The organism is Streptococcus parasanguinis (assembly GCF_009717775.1).
Classification (GTDB): domain Bacteria; phylum Bacillota; class Bacilli; order Lactobacillales; family Streptococcaceae; genus Streptococcus; species Streptococcus parasanguinis_AG.
This window is the reverse complement of record NZ_WMZF01000005.1, coordinates 1-20145: the sequence shown is the minus strand read 5'-3', so window position 1 is coordinate 20145 and position 20145 is coordinate 1. Positions and strand designations below refer to the sequence as shown.

Here is a 20145-nt window from a genome sequence, read left to right as displayed (position 1 = left end):
AGAATAGAAAAATGGATGTAAAATCACAAGTAATTGAAATTATTGACGAATTGTTTATGGAAGATGTCTCAGACATGATGGATGAGGATCTCTTTGATGCGGGTGTCCTTGATAGTATGGGGACAGTCGAATTGATTGTGGAACTGGAAAATCGCTTTGGCATTCGTGTTCCTGTATCTGAATTTGGACGCGATGATTGGAATACTGCTAACAAGATCGTAGAAGGTGTAACGGAGCTTCAGAATGCTTAAGCGTTTGTGGCTGATTTTAGGGCCCGTATTTTGCGCGCTCCTCATGGTAACAGCTTTATTATTCTTTTATCCAATCAATCATAAGCACAACTATACCGAAGAGAAAAAAGCTGCGGTTAGTCTGAATGCAGAAGGATTCAAGAGTCGTACAAAGAAACAAGAAGCACTTTCTGATCCACAGCATCGCTTTGTCCCTTATTTCGGTTCCAGTGAATGGTTGCGCTTTGATGTGGTGCATCCAGCAGTTTTGGCTGAGAAATATGACCGCAATTATAGACCCTACTTTTTAGGAGAACGTGGTGCGGCTTCTTTGAACCAGTATTTTGGGATGCAACAGATTTTGCCAGAACTCAAGGACAATACAGCTGTTTATGTAGTTTCTCCGCAATGGTTTACCAAAAAGGGGTACGATTCCTCTGCTTTTCAACAATTCTTTAATAGCGATCAGTTGAATAGCTTTATTGCCAATCACCAACAGGATGCTGCATCCCAGTATGCTGCAAAGCGTCTATTACAACAGTATCCAAACGTCGCCTTTCAAAGTGTTGTAACAAAAATTTCTCAAGGAAAGAAAATTTCCGGATTTGATCAGTCTTTGAACCAGTTTGTTTCCCACCTTGTTCAACGCGAAGATGCTTTGTTTAGTAATCTTGCAACGCGTACAAACGGGAATTACGATAAGAAGGTCAAAAAACGTCTACAAGATTTACCAGATCAATTCTCATATGAGAAATTGGAAGAAATTGCAACGGCTGAAGCAAAAGTCAAAACCAATAACAACGACCTTGGAATCAGCAATCATTTTTACAATACTCGTTTAAAAATGAAGTTGAAAAAACTAAAAGGTTTCCAAAAAAACGAATCCTATGTTCAATCTCCTGAGTACAATGACTTGCAATTGGTTCTAGACCAGTTTGCTAAATCTCGGACCAATGTTATCTTTGTCATTCCTCCAGTTAATGCCAAATGGATGAAATACACAGGCTTGAGCCAAGAAAAGTATGAACAGGCTGTTCAAAAGATTCGTTACCAATTGGAAAGTCAAGGATTCACCAATATTGCAGACTTTTCTAAAGATGGTGATCAGCCCTACTTTATGGAAGATACGATTCATATGGGATGGAATGGTTGGCTAGCCTTTGATAAAGCGGTCAATCCCTTTGTCACAAAGGCTGAAAAAGCACCAACTTACCATCTAAATGATCGCTTCTTCAGCAAAGACTGGGCCCAATATAAAGGGACACCAGACGAATTTAAATAATACTTGATCAAAGGGGGCAGGATCAAATCCTGGCTCCTTGATTTGTGAGGAAAGTGACGAGAAAGTCACAAATAAGCAAGAGAGTTATCCACAGGTTGTGGGAAACTTGCTTGTAAATGGATGAAAACAAGTACTGATGCTGAAGACACTTCCTCTTTTGAGGGGGTAAAAGGTGAAAGTTATCCACATTTTTGTGGATAAGTGATAAAAAACAGTGGATAAGTCAGCTGGTTTGTGAAAAGGAGAATAGTGTGAAAAAAATTTGGTTTTACGCAATCGTTCAGGGAATTGTGATCTTTTTTATTGTGGGTGGCATGACCTATGTGCTTAGGGGAGATTTCTTTTTCCGCTACCTATCCCCTATTTTTGGACTAGCAGCAGCTGTCTTGCGATTTGGGACGGCGACTTTAATGAAGGTGCTAGCACCCACACTCTACGATGATCCCAAAAAGAAAGAAGAGAGCCACGATCACTAAAGAAGTTGGTGACTGAAAAAGTTGAGCTAAAGGCCACTTTCTGCTGGTCTTTATGGTAAAATAGAAGGAAGAATATTAGTTTGGAGATTAATTAGAAATGAAACGTTCAATGTATGCTGGACGTGTTCGTGAAGAACACATTGGAACTCGTATTACCTTGAAAGGATGGGTTAGCCGTCGTCGTGATTTGGGTGGTTTGATCTTTATCGATCTACGCGACCGCGAAGGAATCATGCAATTGGTGATCAATCCAGAAACAGTTAGTGCAGAAGTGATGGCCACAGCTGAAAGCATCCGTAGTGAATATGTTGTAGAAGTGACAGGTCTTGTGGAAGCTCGTGAACAAGCTAATCCGAACTTGCCTACAGGAGCAGTAGAACTCAAGGTAGAAGCTATTACGGTTCTTAATACTGCCAAAACAACACCATTTGAAATCAAGGATGGGATTGAGGCCAATGATGATACCCGTCTTCGTTACCGCTACTTAGACCTTCGTCGTCCTGAGATGTTGGAAAACCTCAAACTCCGTGCAAAAGTAACCCATTCAATCCGCAATTACTTAGATGAATTAGAATTTATTGATGTGGAAACACCCTTTCTTTCTAAGTCAACTCCAGAAGGAGCACGTGACTACTTGGTTCCTTCCCGTGTCAACAAGGGTCATTTCTATGCCCTTCCACAAAGTCCTCAGATTACAAAACAATTGTTGATGAATGCTGGATTTGATCGTTATTATCAAATCGTGAAGTGCTTCCGTGATGAGGATTTACGTGGAGACCGTCAACCTGAGTTTACACAGGTCGACTTGGAAACCTCTTTCTTGAGTGATCAAGAAATCCAAGATATCACAGAAGGCTTGATTGCCCGTGTTATGAAAGAAACCAAGGGGATTGAAGTAACACTCCCATTCCCACGGATGAATTATGATGATGCCATGGCCTTGTATGGTTCAGATAAACCAGATACACGTTTTGAAATGTTGCTTCAAGACTTGACAGATCTTGTCAAGGGTGTAGACTTTAAAGTCTTTTCAGAAGCTCCAGCAGTTAAGGCGATCGTTGTCAAAGGTGCAGCGGATCATTACTCTCGTAAAGACATCGATAAATTGACAGAAGTTGCGAAGCAATACGGTGCAAAAGGTCTTGCTTGGGTGAAATATGCTGAGGGTGCTTTGAATGGTCCTGTTGCGAAGTTCTTGACAGACTTGACAAGTGACTTGACAGTTGCTTTACAGTTAGAAGACAAAGATCTAGTTCTCTTTGTAGCAGATACTCTTGAAGTAGCCAATGCAACGCTTGGTGCTTTGCGTGTTCGTCTTGCGAAAGAGCTTGACTTGATTGACAATAATCAATACAACTTCCTTTGGGTAGTGGATTGGCCAATGTTTGAATGGTCTGAAGAAGAAGGCCGTTATATGTCTGCTCACCATCCATTTACACTCCCACAAGCTGAAACAGAACATGAATTGGAAGGTGATCTTTCAAAAGTTCGAGCAATTGCCTATGATATCGTCTTAAATGGCTATGAATTAGGTGGAGGAAGCCTACGGATTAATCATAAAGACTTACAAGAACGGATGTTTAAGGCACTTGGATTTACAAAAGAAGCTGCCAATGAACAATTTGGTTTCTTGTTGGAAGCAATGGATTATGGTTTCCCACCACATGGAGGATTGGCGATTGGGTTGGACCGCTTCGTGATGCTTCTTGCAGGGGAAGATAATATTCGGGAAGTCATTGCCTTTCCGAAGAATAACAAGGCGACAGATCCAATGACACAAGCTCCTTCTGTCGTTTCTGAAAAGCAGTTGGATGAGTTAAATCTTCAAGTAGAAGTAGCAGAGCAAGAATAGGACAAGAGAGAAAAGGGAAAGTCTAGGAATCAGTTGCTCTAAGATTTTCCTTTTCTTCTAATCGATGGATTGAAAATGAAAAAAATTCGCTTTCATAAGCTATTTCGCTATCATGTGCGGCGACTAGCTTATAACATTAAATTATTGCGCGTGCTGAAGAGCATCTCCCGTGAGAAATACGATGAAAAAGTGTCAGCTTCCTTGCTGTATGGTTTTCTATCAGCAATTGCTGTTAACTTCTTCTTTCAACCAGGACATGTATACTCCAGCGGTGCAACAGGTCTAGCTCAGATTTTATCTGTTCTGAGTCATCGCTTTATTGGCTTTACGATTCCCGTTTCCTTAACCTTTTATGCCATCAATATCCCTTTGATGATTGTGGCTTGGTATCAAATTGGCCATAAATTTACCATCTTTACCTTTATTACGGTTTCGATGAGTTCCCTCTTTATTCAGTTCGTGCCAGTGATTACGTTGACCAACGATCCGATCATGAATGCCCTATTTGGTGGGGTTGTCATGGGAACAGGGATTGGTTTTGCTCTTCGGAACAACATTTCCAGTGGAGGAACCGATATTGTCAGTTTGACGATTCGAAAACGGACAGGAAAGAATGTCGGCAGCATCTCCTTTTTGGTCAATGGGACCATTATGTTGATCGCTGGTCTGACTTTTGGTTGGAAGTATGCTCTTTACTCTATGATTACCATCTTCGTATCGAGTCGAGTAACGGATGCTGTCTTTACCAAGCAAAAACGGATGCAAGCAATGATCGTAACGAGCCAGCCAGATGCCATTATTGAAAAGATCCATAAAAAATTGCATCGTGGAGCAACCATTATCCACAATGCAGAAGGAACCTATAACCATCAGGAAAAAGCGGTTCTGCTGACAGTTATTACGCGTGCAGAGTTTAATGAATTCAAATATATTATGAAAAAAGCTGATCCTCAGGCTTTTATCACCATTTCAGAAAACGTTCATATCATTGGACGCTTTGTGGAAACAGAAGAATAAAAATAAAGGTCACCACAATGTGGTGACCTTTATTTTGTTGATTCAGTTTCATGGAGAAGGAGCCAACTATGGGCAGGAATAGAAAGTTCCTTTCCTTTAGGAATGGGCACTTGGAGGTTGGCATGAGGATAGGCAAATAACAGGTGACTATCGCTCGGATGTTGATAGGTCTGTTCTTGATCACCGATATTGACAAGAATCGTTATTTTTTCACGATCTTTCTCAATCGTGTAGATTAAATGATGATTAGACAACCATTTGACATCACAGTAGTCGCGAATCTCTTGCCCTTTTTTCAAACGAAGGAGTGGCTGTGATTTCCGATAAGCAATCAATTCTTCAAGAAAAGCAATTTCTTCTTGGCATTTTGGAAGGGATGTCCAGTCCAATTGGTTGAGACTATCTGGCAAGTTATAGGTGTTGTCTTCGAGCCCTTTTGTGCGATAAAATTCTTGACCAGCATGGATAAACGGCACTCCTTGAGCTAGTAACACTAAATGAAGAGCTAATCGTGAGAGAGCTTTTCGATCTTCTAGACGAATCTCTTCTTTTTCAAGTTGGAAATAATCAAAAACAGTTGCATTGTCGTGGCATTCGACGTACTGAATGGCTTGTTGAGGTTGGGTGAAATGAGCAGGTCCTGCTTTCCCGACATTTGCTGTTAGGATATTAGAAAAATCATTGGCTGGATGTTGACTATCACAACGGTGACCGGCTACAAGTGTTCTCTTGACCGTATCCCGGAAATTATCACTGAAAAAGCCAAAATCTGGTAATCGTTTCGCGTTATACTGGTGAGCGAGCTGGTCTTCAGAGAGGCCTGTATCCATCTTCCACCCTTCCCCATAGAGATAGACGTTAGGATAGATTTCACGGAGCTCCTCTGCAATCTCTGTCATGGTTTGAATGTCTAAGATTCCCATCAAATCAAAGCGAAAACCATCAAAACCGTAGAGGGAAACCCATTGCTTGAGGGATTGCTTGATATAGTGTCTTACCATGGAACGTTCACTTGCGACATCATTCCCACAGAAGGTTCCATTGGTCCGCCCTCCTTCTGCATTATAGCGGTAGAAATAACCGGGTACGATTTGTTCAAATGCATACTCATCGGCCTGGTAGACGTGATTATAGACCACATCCATGATAACACTGAGATTAGATTGGTGATAGGTTGCAATAGCATCTTGGAGCTCCCAAATCCGTGCATAAGGATCGTTGGGGTCACTGGCATAACTACCTTCTGGAACATTGTATTGGACAGGATCATAACCCCAGTTGTAGGCTTTCCATTGATTCTCTTCATCAACACTACCGAAATCATAGACAGGAAGTAACTGTACATGGGTAATGCCCAGTTTTTGAAGGTAATCAAATCCAAGGATTTGACCATTGAGTTGAGGCGATTCTGTCAAGCCTTTAAACTTACCAGGGTGTTTAAAGCCGGCCTCTTTTTGGACAGAGAAGTCCCGAACGCTCATCTCGTAGATGATTGCTTCTGTCGGGTCTAGTTGACGAGCAGCACGTGTGATAGGACGTGTGATCTTCTTGCGGTCGACGACTAAGCTATCTCCAGAGTTTGCTAAAGAGGATAGAGCATAGGGATCGTGGATCCGACGTTCTAGGCCATTGACACGGAACTCATAGTGGTAGGCAGCTCCTTCCCAGTCCCCTTTAAGCAAAAGTTCCCAGACTCCATTTTCTGTACGATGCATTGGATAGACCTGATCTTCGATATGAAGGGTCACATCTTGCGAAATGGGTGCCCAGAATTTAAATTGCGTCTGATTTGGTGTGTAAAAACTTCCTAAATCTTCTCCAGTATAGGTGAAGGTTTGATCGAAAATGGGTTTGCGAACGATGTTTCGATAGTGGAGTATAGAAGAATTTCCAGTAGCATCGTAGATGGTGTACTCTTCTCCGAGTTCAAGTGGAATAGGGCTTAAGAAATAGTCTCCTGTGTCAGTCGCTGCACTTGACGTTTTGACAGGGATTAAGGCAAGATGACCTTGGTTCGTTTTCAAATAAAAAGGAAGGATATGCTCCTCTCCCTTTTGGATACGAATGAGGTCTTGGTCATCTAAATAAGCAGTAAATGTAGACATAAAGACTCCTAAAGTTTCGTAATGGTATGGTCAATCAATTGACGGTAGCAGACGGTTTTTCCTTCTTTGTGATCTTTGATGATTTGAAGGATGGTCCGGACAGATTCACGCCCGAGTTCCACCGCATTGATGTCAATATAGGCTTCAATATCGAGTCGTGGCTTGATCGAATCAAAGGAAATAATCGGGATTGTCAGCTGGTGTTCTAATAGGTATTGGCGCACCCCTTCAGCAACGAGAATATCGGTCGTCATAATCGCATCTAGTTCTGTTAATGGTAGACTCTCCATCATTTGATAAGAATTATCTTCTAACATAAACCCAAATGAAAAATGAACGAGTTTTTCATCGAGAGGAATCCCTGCTTTTTGGAGGGCTTCTTTATAACCTTGGTAGCGGTCTTGAGACACAAACAGCTCTTTGTTTCCCCCGATAAAAGCAATTTTTCGGTAGTTTTGTTGAATAAAATAATCTGTTGCATCAAATGCGGCCTTGATATTGTCATTATCGACTAGCGAAACAAAAGGAGAGACCGCCTTTCCAAGGATGAGGAAGGGAAACTTGTCCTTCAGTGCAAATTCAACGAGGGGGTCATTCGGGTTGGAATAAAGGAAGATTAAACCATCCACACGGTTTCCGTAGATGAGTTGCTTGAGGTTGTCGAGCTGCCGTTCTTCGTTTTGACCTGTACAGATTTGGATGGCATAGTCATTGTCTGAAGCAATCTGGGTAATTCCTCGTAAAACAGTTGGAAAGAAAGGATTCTGATAGAAGACGTCACTATCGACTGGAAGGACTAAAGCAATGACTTGACTAGATTGGCTGACAAGACTACGAGCATTAAGATTGGGATGGTAGTCCAGCTCGACCATGGCCTTGCGGACTCGTTTTTTTGTTTCATCACTAATCGTGGATTTGTTTTGGATGACGCGCGTGACAGTAGAAGGCGCGACGCCAGCGAGTTTCGCAACATCTTTGATGGTAACACGCATGAGAAAACCTCCTAGCGGTGATAGTCTGGATCACGAAAGTGGGTCTTATAAAATACCATGGCAAGATAGAGTACAAATAAGACATTTTGGATCATGATCGTCGTAGTAAATACTTGATGGAATAGTAAACTGATGAGGACACTTAGTAAAATAGGGAGCCCCAGGCAATTCAGAATACAGTTGAAACATTCCTTGAAAGTTTGTAGTGAAAAGAGTCGAGATTTTCGTGTCAAGTAGAGGAAGAAAGAGGCCCCTAGGATGAGAATCAAATAATTGACGGTCGACAAGAAGCCAGAGAAAATCACGAGAAAGAGACTGACAGGGAGTCGATTGTCGCGGAACCAATCGCTAGAGATAGCTTGAGTGAAGCTTTTTTTATCCCGAAGGCTCTCTTGATTAATAGCCTGGTATGAGACTGTAGCGAGTTCTTTATTCTCTTTTGAGATAATCAATTGTTTGCGATCAAAATGGAGTGTTAACTCCTTGCCTTCACTAGTCTTTGCCTCTTGGCCTAAGATAACCTGTCCTTTTGAAGTCTTGTGTACAGGGTTAGTCCCTGTATAGGTGAGCTCTTGGTCTTTGATCACGACGTGTTCTTGGATATCTTTCATAACGTCTGTTGATAAAGGATCAAACACATCGCTGACAAAGGTTGTCAAAGGATAGGTTTTGAGTTGAGCATTTTGCAGAGCCACAGGTAATAGTGTGATAGAGATTAGAAAGAAAGAAGTAAAAATCATTTGGAACCAGCTCAGTTTTTTGCGGTTTGCAAAAGAAGAGCGGAAATTGAAGATACTTGCGAAATAATTAAAAGGATAGGGCATAAGATGACCTTTCTAAACATAAGAGTATCAGAAATGCAAAGAGAAATCTCTTTGATTGATTTTATTCTTAACGAAGGGTAGTAAAGCATCCACCATACTACCCTCAACTTAAAAATAAAATGTGCTTGAAATAAGATTCTATTTTATCCTTTATCTCCACCAGCTGTCAAGCCTGAAACAAAGTTCTTTTGTAGGAAGAAGAATAAGGTACAGATTGGAACCGCGATCAAAATAGCACCGGCTGCAAAGAAGGCGATTTTTTGATTTTTTTGGTCACTGATAAAGGTTTGAAGACCAACGGCTACCGTAAAGTTCACTTCGTCACGAAGCAAGAATTTAGACAAGATATAGTCTCCGAAAGGCCCCATGAAAGCCCAAAGTGCTTGAACGGCAATCATTGGACGAACAAGAGGAAGGACGATTTGCCAGAAGCGACGGAAGTGTCCAGCTCCATCCAATTTCGCAGATTCATCGAGGGAAATTGGAACAGTATCGAAGTATCCCTTCATCAACCAGGCATTCATTGGAATACCACCACCAACATAAAGGAAGATCAAGAACCAAGGTTGGTTCAAGGCATTCATCATCAAAGCCATAACGAAGAAGGCTGTGAGGGCTGCCATGGTTGGGACCATTTGGATGATCAAGAAGAAGACCAAACTTTGTTTACGCGCCAAGAAATTGTAACGGCTGTATGCGTAACCTGCGAAGGTAACGATACTTGTTTGTACAATCATGGTGATAATGGCGATAACCAAGGTGTTCATATACCAAGTGCCATAATGAGTTTCAGAGAAAAGTTTTGAGAAGTTATCAAAACTAAGATTGCCACTAAAATCAAGTGTAAAGGCACTGACATTCCCTGATTTGAAGGCTGATAGAACCGTAATCAACAATGGATAAATGATAACGATTGAAAGAACCACCATGTACAGGTAAGTCAAGAAATGATTGAGGCGGCGTTTAAATTGAACTGAATTTTTCATTTTATACATCCTCCATATCAAATGCATGTAGTTTCTTGAAGGCAACCATAGAGATTGAGATCACAATCACAGAGATAATCAAGGTTACCGCTGCAGCCATTGAATATTGAGGAGAAGAATTGGTTGTCAACTTGTAGATCCATGAGATCAAGATATCTGTAGATCCGGCGTTTCCTCCGACAGAACCAGGTCCCCCATCGTTAAACAAGTAAATGATGGAGAAGTTATTAAAGTTGAAGGTATATTGACTGATCAAAGTTGGAGCTGCAACAGCCATAATCATTGGGAAAGTGATGCTGCGGAATTTTTGCCAACCGTTGGCACCATCAATATAAGCAGCTTCGTAAAGATCGTTTGGAATAGATTGAAGAATCCCTAAAGTCAAGACGTAGATGTAAGGGAAGCCGAGCCAACCTTGCATCATAATCAAAGCAATTTTTGTCCAGGTAGGATCTGTTTTCCAAGGAATCAAAACGCCATCTAAGAATGGGAAGATCTTCGCAAACAATGGGATAACTTGTGCATTGATGGCACCGACACTATCGTTAAACATATTTGAGAAAGTTAAGATAGTGATGAAGGCTGGAACAGCCCATGGGAGCAAGAAGATAACCCCAAAGATTCGTTTTCCTTTTACGAATGGTTGGTTTGCAACAATAGCTGTCAAGATACCGAGTACGATTTGAAGAGTAGAAGCTGCGAGCGCCCAAATCAAGGTCCAGCCAAGAACCGATGTAAAGGCTGAGCGGAAGGTACTCAAGGTCCACATATTAGTGAAGTTTTGGAACCCGATCCAATCAAGCAAGGTTGTTGGAGCGGTATGTTTGAAGTCGTAATTGGTAAAGGCGATCATCAAAGTTACTAAAACTGGGAAGATAATCGCAAATGTCATAGCAATGTATGAAGGAATGATCAATAAATATGGGAAGCCATTTTCATAGATGGCTTGAACCATTTCTTTTCCAGTTTTTGGAACAGCGATGCCATTGTTGATACGTTTTGCAACGGTTCCAGCATCCTTAATATTTAAGGCATAAAATAGGAAGTAAACAATGGTAATGATCAAGTGGAAGGCGCCACGAATCAAGATAAAGAGAGAATTATCTTGTCCACGGACGGTTCCAAGTGTAACCAATTTCGCTAATTCTCCAACTCCGATTCCTAGGAAATAGGCGAGAAAGAGAACAGTTACGGCAAGAAAAATATAGCCTTTGGTTTTTTGTTTATTATAAATTTGCCCAAGACCCGGGATCAAAGAGAGCCACATAGCCTTTTTAGGGTTTTGTTCTGTAGTCATTCAAATCTCCTTATAATGTCCTTGCTAGAGAGCAAGAAGACAAGTCAGACAGTAAGTTGTGCTTGAAAATTGAACATAAGAGGTTGGGACCTTGTCTCCAACCTCTTACTCACACCTAAAAACTGTCTTATTTGCTACCGAATTTTTGTTCGATGGTTTCTTTAATCAATTTCACTGCATCGTCAGCAGATGCTTTTGCAGATTTTTTACCACTTACAGCATCGAAAAGCATAGTAGCAGCTGGATCCCAAACAGCACTCATTTCTGAGATATTTGGCATTGGTTGAGCGTTCTTGAATTGATCAACAACGGCAGTTGTCAATTCATCGTTTTTGCTAACCGCATATTTACGAGCTTCTGTGTTGGCAGGAACTTCATTGGTCTTGTCAAACAAAGCTTTTTGTTGATCAGTACTTGTCAAGAAGTCAATGAATTTTTGAGCGCCATCAAGGTTTTTCGCACCTGCAGGGATAACCCAAGCTTTACCACCACCAAAGGCAGAGTATTGTTTTCCGTTTGGAAGAGTTGGAATCGTTGCGACACCGTAGTTTACTTTAGCTTCTTTCAATGAAGCAGCTTTCCAAGGACCATCGATGATAGCAGCTGTTTTACCTTCTTGGAATTGTGTTTGGATGAAGTTAGCAGCACCTTTTGTATCTTGCAAACCTTTTGGCCATTTAGCATACCAAGTTTTTGCATATTCGATACCATCGATAGAACCTTGGTTGTTCAATCCAATATCTTTAGGATCTGTACCGTCTTTACCAAACACATAACCGCCGTTACCTGAAAGTAAACCGTAAGTGTAGTAGAAGTTTGTCCAGTCAGCTAAGAAGGCAGTTGTTTTACCAGGTTCGCTAGCGAAGTCGTACTTGCTATCTTTTGCAAGATTTTCAAGATCACCAAATGTTTTTGGAGCTTCGCTTAAAAGATCTTTGTTATAGTAGAGAACCAATGTTTCGATGACAGCAGGTGCACCGTAAACTTTACCACCGTTTGTTACAAGAGCTTCAGTTGTTTTATCTGTATGGCTATCTTTGTTTAATGTCACTTCAGCCAATTGACCATCGCTACCAAGACCACCTACACGGTCGTATGGAGCCATCATTACGTCTGGAGCTTTTTTAGATTGGTTATCAAGAGAAAGGTTATCCAATCCACCAAGAGCATCACCAGTCTTGATGTTAATTTTTACGCCATTTTCTTTTTCAAAAGCTTTTGCAGCTTCTTCAACATAAGATTTGTAGCCTTTGTCTACATAGACGTTGATTTCTTTACTTGCCTCAGAAGAACCTGATGAGTTATTGCTACAAGCAGCAAGTAAGAAGCCGGCAAAACCAACTGTACCAAGTACAGCAGCACTACGTAAAATTGTACGTTTCATGATTTATTCCTCCTAAAGAATAAAAAAAGATAATAATTAGAAACCGTTTTAGACAAACGTTTTCCTAAAACGACTTAAGTATATCACAAGGCGAAAACGTTTGCAAGTGATTTTGAGAAAATTTTTTAAAAATATTTTAATTCTAAACTTTCTTCTATAAAAACCGCTAATTCATTGACATTGCTAATAATAAATACTAAACTAGTGATAAGGGGCTTTTTTAAAAAAGATATAAAGTTTTTTAAGAAACCCCTTGCAGAAAATATGGAAAAAGTTTATAATGACATGGTACGCAAACGTTTTCGCAAAAATTGCGTAAACTGAGTTGCGCCTGTTCGATTTTAACAAAGAGTAGAGCCGCTTGAGTGCTGGATACGACTCTGCAACGATACCCATACCGTGCACCGAATCGCAGGCTTCAAAGAAATAAAAAGAGGTGGTAACCCATGAAAAAACGTCAAAGTGGTGTTTTGATGCACATTTCTTCCCTTCCTGGACAATACGGAATCGGATCATTCGGACAATCAGCATATGATTTTGTTGATTTCCTCGTTCGGACCAAGCAACGTTACTGGCAAATCTTGCCGCTTGGTACAACTAGTTATGGAGATTCTCCATACCAATCTTTCTCAGCTTTTGCTGGGAACACTCATTTTATTGATTTCGATCTTTTGATTGAACGAGGTTTGTTAACAGAAGCAGACCTTAAAGGAGTGGACTTTGGTCAAGATCCTACTCAAGTGGATTATGCAAAGGTTTTCGAACAACGTCGTCCCTTGCTTGAAAAAGCAGTTGCGAATTTCTTAAAATCAAGTGATCAAAAAGAATTCCAAGAATTTTGTGAAGCCAATGCTTCTTGGTTGGAGCTCTTCGCAGAATACATGGCTATTAAAGAACACTTTGATTTGAAAGCTTGGACAGAGTGGCCAGATGCAGCTATTCGTGCGCGTGAGCCAAAAGCTTTGGCTAAATACCGTGAAGAATTGGCTGATAAATTGACTTACCATCGTGTAACTCAATTCTTCTTCTTCCAACAATGGTTGGCCTTGAAAGCTTATGCCAACGACCACCACATTGAAATTGTGGGAGATATGCCAATTTATGTAGCGGAAGATTCAAGCGATATGTGGGCTAATCCTCATCTCTTCAAAACAGATGAAAACGGGAAGGCAACTTGCATTGCAGGATGCCCGCCAGATGAGTTCTCAGCAACTGGTCAACTTTGGGGGAACCCAATCTATGACTGGGAAGCAATGGACAAAGATGGCTACCAATGGTGGATTGAACGCTTGCGTGAAAGCTTCAAGATCTATGACATCGTTCGGATCGACCACTTCCGTGGTTTCGAATCATACTGGGAAATCCCAGCTGGTTCTGAAACTGCCGCACCTGGTAAATGGGTCAAAGGTCCTGGCTACAAACTCTTTGCAGCAGTGAAGGAAGAACTCGGTGATTTGAACATCATCGCTGAGGACCTTGGCTTTATGACGGATGAAGTCATTGAGCTTCGCGAACGTACTGGCTTCCCAGGAATGAAGATTCTTCAATTTGCCTTCAATCCTGACGATGAAAGTATCGATAGCCCTCACTTGGCACCAAACAACTCTGTGATGTACACTGGAACACATGATAACAACACAGTTCTTGGATGGTACCGCAATGAAATCGACGATCCAACTCGTGAGTACCTTGCTCGTTATACTAACCGGAAAGAGTACGAATCTGTACCGCATGCGATGCTTCGTACAGTCTTTGCTTCTGTCAGCTTCATGGCGATTGCTACGATGCAAGACTTGCTCGAATTGGATGGCTCAGCTCGGATGAACTTCCCATCTACTCTCGGTGGTAACTGGTCATGGCGAATGACAGCGGATCAATTGACTCCAGCTGTCGAGCAAGAATTGCTTGATTTCACTACGATCTATCGTCGTGAAAACAAAGACTTGAAAAAAGAAGTTAAGAAAGCAAAAAAATAATCTTTCCCCCCTATTAAAATTGTTGAAACAAAGGAGACTCCCAACATGGAATCATTACAAAAATATGTGATTGATCATCATCAAAAAACAATTGCTGAATGTTCAAATGAAGAATTGTACATTGCCTTGCTAAATTACACGAAGCAAGCAAGCGCTCAAAAGAAATTAAATACTGGTAAGAAAAAAGTTTACTACATCTCAGCTGAGTTCTTGATCGGTAAACTCTTGTCTAACAACTTGATCAACTTGGGTCTTTACGACGATGTTAAAAAAGAATTGTCAGATGCTGGTAAAGACTTGATCGAAGTCGAAGAAGTGGAATTGGAACCATCACTTGGTAACGGTGGTTTGGGACGTTTGGCAGCCTGCTTTATCGACTCTATCTCAAGCCTTGGTTTGACAGGGGATGGGGTTGGTTTGAACTACCACTTTGGTTTGTTCCAACAAGTCCTTAAAAACAACCAACAAGAAACGATTCCAAATGCATGGTTGACTGACCAAAGCTGGCTCGTTCGTTCAAGCCGTAGCTACCAAGTGCCATTTGCACACTTCACATTGACTTCTACCCTTTATGATATCGATGTCCCTGGTTACAAGATTGAAACCAAGAACCGTTTGCGTTTGTTCGACTTGGATTCAGTTGATTCATCTATTATTGAAGATGGTATTAACTTTGACAAGACAGATATCGCTCGCAACTTGACCCTCTTCTTGTATCCAGATGATAGTAACCGTCAAGGGGAATTGCTCCGTATCTTCCAACAATACTTCATGGTATCAAACGGTGCACAATTGATCATCGACGAAGCCATCGAAAAAGGAAGCAACTTGCATGACCTTGCTGACTATGCTGTTGTCCAAATCAACGATACTCACCCATCAATGGTCATCCCTGAATTGATCCGTCTTTTGACAGAACGTGGTATTGGAATGGATGAAGCCATCTCTATCGTACGTAGCATGACAGCATACACCAACCACACAATCCTTGCGGAAGCCCTTGAAAAATGGCCACTTGAGTTCTTGCAAGAAGTGGTTCCTCACTTGGTTCCGATCATTGAAGAATTGGACCGCCGTGTTCGTGCTGAATACAAAGATCCAGCTGTTCAAATCATCGATGAGAATGATCGCGTACACATGGCACACATGGATATCCACTATGGATACAGCGTAAATGGGGTTGCCGCTCTTCACACTGAGATTTTGAAGAATTCTGAGTTGAAAGCCTTCTATGACATTTACCCTGAAAAATTCAATAACAAAACAAACGGTATCACCTTCCGTCGTTGGCTCATGCATGCCAACCCAACCTTGTCACATTACTTGGATGAGATCCTCGGACGTGACTGGCACCATGATGCATCTAAATTGGAAGACCTTCTTTCTTATGAAGATAAAGATGCAGTCAAAGCAAAATTGGAAAACATCAAGTCTCACAACAAACGGAAATTGGCTCGTTTCTTGAAAGACCATCAAGGTGTGGAAATCAATCCTAACTCTATCTTTGATACCCAAATCAAACGTCTCCACGAATACAAACGTCAACAAATGAACGCTTTGTATGTGATCCACAAATACTTGGACATCAAAGCTGGAAATATCCCTGCTCGCCCAATCACTGTTCTCTTTGGTGGTAAAGCAGCTCCTGCCTACACCATTGCACAAGATATTATCCACTTGATCCTTTGCTTGTCTGAAGTGATTGCAAACGATCCAGCAGTAGCTCCACACTTGCAAGTCGTTATGGTAGAAAACTACAACGTGACTGCTGCAAGCTACTTGATTCCAGCTAGCGATATTTCTGAGCAAATCTCCCTTGCTTCTAAGGAAGCTTCAGGTACTGGTAACATGAAATTCATGTTGAATGGTGCGTTAACACTTGGTACTATGGATGGAGCAAACGTGGAAATCGCTGAATTGGTTGGACGTGACAACATCTACATCTTCGGTGAAGATTCAGAAACTGTAATCGATCTATATGAGAAATCAGCATACAAATCAGCGGACTTCTATGAACGTGAAGCTATCAAACCATTGGTAGACTTCATTATCAGCGATGCCGTTCTTGCAGTTGGTAACAAGGAACGCTTGACTCGTCTTCACAAGGAATTGATCAACAAAGACTGGTTCATGACTCTTCTTGACTTGGAAGACTACATTGTAACCAAAGAACGCATGTTGGCTGATTACGAAGACCGTGATGCATGGTTGGATCAAGTTATCGTAAACATTGCTAAAGCAGGATTCTTCTCATCTGACCGTACGATCGCTCAGTACAATGAAGATATCTGGCACTTAAACTAATCATTAGTTGTTAGACCAAGGTCCATAAGACCTTGGTCTTTTTCATTACTTCTCATTTGGGAGAAGAAATGGAGCTAGTTTAGGGAATGGACACTCTGCAAAAAGTGTTGTTTTTTTGAATTTTGCAACCCCTAAAGGGAAAAAATTACATAATTTTTATTTCAGTCTTCAAATCTAATTTATTGGTATAAAAAAATACTTCCCTTTAAAAAGCCTTTCGGTGAAATTTATAAAAAGAGAAAGTGTCTTAAAAACCCTTGAAAATAAAGGATTTTTTCACAGGCGTTTGCATATATTTTCAACTAAAGATGGGGAAGGCAAGGAAAGTTTGGGGATTCAAGTTGTTATATATTTAAAGTAAAATAAAAAATTAAATTGACAAATATATAAAAATGGTTGATTGTGATACAATGAAGTTAACTGGAAGTAGCATATTTTTGCCTCTACAGTGAGATTTTTTTAAACAAAAAAGGAGAGTTTTGAAAATGAAAAGCTATCGTGAACATGTTTCGAAGCAGGAAAAATTTTCAATTCGTAAGTTATCAGTCGGTGTTGTTTCATTGGCCATCGCTGGATTGGCTACTGTTAATACCTACGGAGCAGAAGTGAAAGCAGATGAAGCAACAGCGCCTGCAACTGAAGCGACTACTACGGATACAGCAACAAGCGATGCAGCTGTTTCAACAAGTTCTAAGTTGACATCTACAACTGTGACAGAAGGAAATAAAACAGTTACGACGACTTATGTAGAATCACCAGAACTTGAAAAAGCAAAAGCTGATGCGGCTACAGAAGGTGTGACCGTTACAGAAGAAGCTGAAGAAGTCCAACCATCTATCGCAGCAGCAGAAGCAGATAATAAAGCTCAAACAGCTGAAATCAACACAGTAGTTGATAACTACAAAAAGGCAAAAGCGGAGTATGAAGCAAAATCTCAAGAAATCACATTGATTGAAAAGAGAAATGCAGAAGCAGAAGCGGCTTACAAGAAACAAGTAGAAGACTACAAAACCCAACAAGCAGCTTATAAAGCAGCCTTAGCAGCATACAATCAGAAAAAAGTAGCTTACGATGCTAAACTAGCAGAAAAAGCAGCAGCGGATAAGGCCAATGCTGAAGCTAAAGCTAAGTATGAAGCAGAAATGGCTGTTTACAATACAGCTAAAGCGCAATATGACAAAGATTTACAAGAATACCAAGCTAAGAAAGCTCAATACGATAAAGATAAAGAAGCTTATGGTAAGTTAGTTGCTAAGAAAGCAGAAGAAGATGCTGCTAAAGCTAAGTATGAAGTTGAGCTTGCAAAATACAATGTAGACCTAGAGCAATACGGCAAAGATTTTGCTACTTATCAAACAAAACTTGCTGAATATCAAACAGCTTTGGCACAGTACAAAGATGCTAAAGCAGCCTATGATAAATACATGAATGATAATGGTTTCCAAGATCTAAAAGATGTTGAAACTGTTCAAGATTTGACCTTCCAACGTGAAGGTGGAGCTACTCATACCATTGATGGTATCAGTACTTATCTCACTCGTGATGCCCAAGCTCGTTTGAATACCAGCAATGTGCATCAGTATGATTCCAATAAATTGGAAGCTTCAGATATTGTAGCAACTAGTCCTTGGGCCAATAATGAAACTGAATTTATTCAAATTAAAGAAGGTGACAAATTTGTTGTAACCTATGACAATTTGAATCAGTCCAGCATGCGTGAAAATAAAAAGGATATGCATCCAATCAAGCGCGTGATTTACCGTTATGAGATTCTAAGTCTCCCATCAAATGATGGCAAAGGAATTGCAGCTATTAGTGCGGACCCAACTGTTACTATGACAGTCGGTGCTTCAACAGACCAAAATAAACCAGTTAAAGTTGCTGTAGATGTTGAATTCTATGATGGTGATGGCAATAAGTTTGATTTGACACAGCACAATGCGATTGTCGCTTTGAACTCCCTTAACCACTGGACGGGTGCTTCCTATGTAGATAGTGGGGATAAACCTCGTGCCCTTACAGTAGAAGCTAAAGATAAAAATGGCAACACCGTTCGTGGAACTTGGAACCCATATGCAGATGGTTCATCAATGAGCATTGAAAACAATGCTGTTGTAGTTAAAAATGGAACAGCTGACTTTGGTACTGCGGACGTCACTATCTCTGCTGAAAATCCGATTAAGATTGTGGCTCAAAACGCAACATGGAATGGCAGCGAATTTGCAGTTAGTGAAGAAACTGTGATTGATGCAACATCTGTTAATGCTTCAGGAGCTGGGAATGGTCATGATATCGGAACAGATGAATTCACATTAGATGGTAAAGATGATGTGATCGGTTCTTATACGATTGATCCAACTTCAGGACGGATCATCTTCACTCCTAAGAAGAAATTTGAAAATGTAGAGCACCAAGAATCTGTAAATGTTGGGAATAATAAATACATTCCAATTCCAAATTCAAGTGTTACTTATGATTCTGCTACAAAAGAGGTAACATCATTTAAAGATAACCAATACATTGAACACGGATCAATCTTTAATGGTGAATCTTCAACGACTCTTGAAGGTTGGGACAATCCATCTTCTCCATACCTCTATTATGGTGGGGCAGGCTTGAAGATGTCTGATGGTCACTTGGTATTTACGGCCAATGGAGCTAATGCTGCTGGTCAGCCAACGGTTTACTGGTTTGCGATTAACTCAAATGTTGGTATTCCAAAAAATCCAGGTGAAGCGCCAAAAGAGCCAACAAAACCAACAGAACCTAAGGCACCAACACCACCAACGATTACAGTGGAAAATCTACCTGCAGAGCCAACGAAACCAGAAGAACCTAAATCACCAACTCCGCCAACAGCACCTAACTACACTGTGATTACGGTCGATGTGGAGGAACCAAAAGCTCCAACTCCACCAAAGGCTCCAACTCCACCAACTCCGGAAGTCGTTCCAAATCCGGTGAAACCGGAAAAAGCTGAAGTGAAATGGCATAAGAATAAAGTGGTAACGGAAACAGATATTCCAACCCCACCAACACCAGTTCCTCCAACTCCACCAACTCCATACAACCCACCAACACCAATTGTTCCACCTACACCAATCGTTCCACCAACTCCAGAGGTTCCAACCGAACCAACTCCTGAAGTTCCGGAACAACCTGTACAACCTGCGCAACCACAAACACCTGCGCTTCCAAATACAGGTACAGAAAGCTCAGCTGCAGCTGTTCTTGCAGGTGCGATGGCTGGATTGCTTGGATTGGGTCTTGCTCGCAAGAAAAAAGAAGATTAATTCTTATTTCTTTCGTTCATTCATCTAAATAAAAAAAGTCAGAAGGCAAGTGAACTGCACCCCAAAAGTTAGACAGAAAAAAATCTAACTTTTGGGGTGTTTTTATTATGAAATTAACTTATGAAGA

General features: G+C 40.9%; 14 protein-coding genes. 8 read left to right on the top strand and 6 right to left on the bottom strand.

Annotated elements, in window-relative coordinates:
• Positions 1–11 precede the first annotated feature (11 nt).
• The 5 genes from dltC to GMC92_RS07290 all read left to right on the top strand — a co-directional run bounded on the left by dltC (position 12) and on the right by GMC92_RS07290 (position 4857).
• Entirely contained in the window at positions 12–251 is a 240-nt protein-coding gene (gene dltC / locus GMC92_RS07310; protein ID WP_003002265.1) for a D-alanine--poly(phosphoribitol) ligase subunit DltC, read from the top strand.
• A complete protein-coding gene (dltD, locus tag GMC92_RS07305) occupies positions 244–1512 on the top strand; it encodes a D-alanyl-lipoteichoic acid biosynthesis protein DltD (RefSeq protein ID WP_049506233.1) in 1269 nt (422 codons plus the stop codon). Before dltC ends, dltD begins: the two co-directional genes overlap by 8 nt.
• A 251-nt stretch (positions 1513–1763) precedes the next feature.
• On the top strand, positions 1764–1988 hold the full coding sequence (locus GMC92_RS07300) for a hypothetical protein (protein ID WP_049506235.1): 225 nt from the start codon (positions 1764–1766) through the stop codon (positions 1986–1988).
• Between the two features lie 97 nt (positions 1989–2085).
• Positions 2086–3840, top strand: a complete 1755-nt coding sequence (gene aspS, locus GMC92_RS07295) for an aspartate--tRNA ligase (protein WP_049506236.1) — start codon at positions 2086–2088, stop codon at positions 3838–3840.
• Between the two features lie 75 nt (positions 3841–3915).
• Positions 3916–4857: a YitT family protein gene (locus tag GMC92_RS07290; protein ID WP_151191113.1), complete on the top strand. Its 942-nt coding sequence runs from the start codon at positions 3916–3918 to the stop codon at positions 4855–4857.
• A 29-nt stretch (positions 4858–4886) separates the two neighbouring features.
• Here the strand turns inward: GMC92_RS07290 and pulA are convergent, their stop codons facing one another.
• From pulA to GMC92_RS07260, 6 genes are all read right to left on the bottom strand, one after another.
• Positions 4887–6962 (bottom strand): type I pullulanase, encoded by a 2076-nt coding sequence (gene pulA / locus GMC92_RS07285; RefSeq protein WP_155200076.1) that lies wholly within the window; start codon positions 6960–6962, stop codon positions 4887–4889.
• A gap of 8 nt (positions 6963–6970) precedes the next feature.
• The gene (locus tag GMC92_RS07280; protein WP_155200075.1) at positions 6971–7954 is read right to left on the bottom strand and encodes a LacI family DNA-binding transcriptional regulator; all 984 of its coding nucleotides are present in this window, start codon (positions 7952–7954) and stop codon (positions 6971–6973) included.
• Positions 7955–7965: 11 nt separating this feature from the next.
• Entirely contained in the window at positions 7966–8778 is an 813-nt protein-coding gene (locus tag GMC92_RS07275; RefSeq protein ID WP_003009147.1) for a DUF1189 family protein, read from the bottom strand.
• Positions 8779–8921: 143 nt separating this feature from the next.
• The gene (locus tag GMC92_RS07270) at positions 8922–9764 is read right to left on the bottom strand and encodes a sugar ABC transporter permease (protein WP_037608156.1); all 843 of its coding nucleotides are present in this window, start codon (positions 9762–9764) and stop codon (positions 8922–8924) included.
• Between the two features lies 1 nt (position 9765).
• The gene (locus tag GMC92_RS07265; RefSeq protein WP_155200074.1) at positions 9766–11061 is read right to left on the bottom strand and encodes a carbohydrate ABC transporter permease; all 1296 of its coding nucleotides are present in this window, start codon (positions 11059–11061) and stop codon (positions 9766–9768) included.
• A gap of 127 nt (positions 11062–11188) precedes the next feature.
• Positions 11189–12445, bottom strand: a complete 1257-nt coding sequence (locus GMC92_RS07260; RefSeq protein WP_003009142.1) for an extracellular solute-binding protein — start codon at positions 12443–12445, stop codon at positions 11189–11191.
• A gap of 446 nt (positions 12446–12891) precedes the next feature.
• Here GMC92_RS07260 and malQ point away from each other — a divergent pair, with 446 nt between their 5' ends.
• The 3 genes from malQ to GMC92_RS07245 all read left to right on the top strand — a co-directional run bounded on the left by malQ (position 12892) and on the right by GMC92_RS07245 (position 20018).
• On the top strand, positions 12892–14421 hold the full coding sequence (malQ, locus tag GMC92_RS07255) for a 4-alpha-glucanotransferase (protein ID WP_155200073.1): 1530 nt from the start codon (positions 12892–12894) through the stop codon (positions 14419–14421).
• A gap of 45 nt (positions 14422–14466) precedes the next feature.
• Positions 14467–16725 (top strand): glycogen/starch/alpha-glucan family phosphorylase, encoded by a 2259-nt coding sequence (glgP, locus tag GMC92_RS07250; protein WP_155200072.1) that lies wholly within the window; start codon positions 14467–14469, stop codon positions 16723–16725.
• A gap of 485 nt (positions 16726–17210) precedes the next feature.
• A complete protein-coding gene (locus tag GMC92_RS07245; RefSeq protein WP_155200071.1) occupies positions 17211–20018 on the top strand; it encodes a GbpC/Spa domain-containing protein in 2808 nt (935 codons plus the stop codon).
• The last annotated feature ends 127 nt before the right edge of the window (positions 20019–20145 follow it).

Coding starts and splice junctions, on each gene's coding strand:
- dltC (WP_003002265.1), top strand. CDS start 12: ATGGATGTAAAATCACAAGTAATTGAAATTATTGACGAATTGTTTATG.
- dltD (WP_049506233.1), top strand. CDS start 244: ATGCTTAAGCGTTTGTGGCTGATTTTAGGGCCCGTATTTTGCGCGCTC.
- aspS (WP_049506236.1), top strand. CDS start 2,086: ATGAAACGTTCAATGTATGCTGGACGTGTTCGTGAAGAACACATTGGA.
- GMC92_RS07290 (WP_151191113.1), top strand. CDS start 3,916: ATGAAAAAAATTCGCTTTCATAAGCTATTTCGCTATCATGTGCGGCGA.
- pulA (WP_155200076.1), bottom strand. CDS start 6,962: ATGTCTACATTTACTGCTTATTTAGATGACCAAGACCTCATTCGTATC.
- GMC92_RS07280 (WP_155200075.1), bottom strand. CDS start 7,954: ATGCGTGTTACCATCAAAGATGTTGCGAAACTCGCTGGCGTCGCGCCT.
- GMC92_RS07275 (WP_003009147.1), bottom strand. CDS start 8,778: ATGCCCTATCCTTTTAATTATTTCGCAAGTATCTTCAATTTCCGCTCT.
- GMC92_RS07270 (WP_037608156.1), bottom strand. CDS start 9,764: ATGAAAAATTCAGTTCAATTTAAACGCCGCCTCAATCATTTCTTGACT.
- GMC92_RS07265 (WP_155200074.1), bottom strand. CDS start 11,061: ATGACTACAGAACAAAACCCTAAAAAGGCTATGTGGCTCTCTTTGATC.
- GMC92_RS07260 (WP_003009142.1), bottom strand. CDS start 12,445: ATGAAACGTACAATTTTACGTAGTGCTGCTGTACTTGGTACAGTTGGT.
- malQ (WP_155200073.1), top strand. CDS start 12,892: ATGAAAAAACGTCAAAGTGGTGTTTTGATGCACATTTCTTCCCTTCCT.
- glgP (WP_155200072.1), top strand. CDS start 14,467: ATGGAATCATTACAAAAATATGTGATTGATCATCATCAAAAAACAATT.
- GMC92_RS07245 (WP_155200071.1), top strand. CDS start 17,211: ATGAAAAGCTATCGTGAACATGTTTCGAAGCAGGAAAAATTTTCAATT.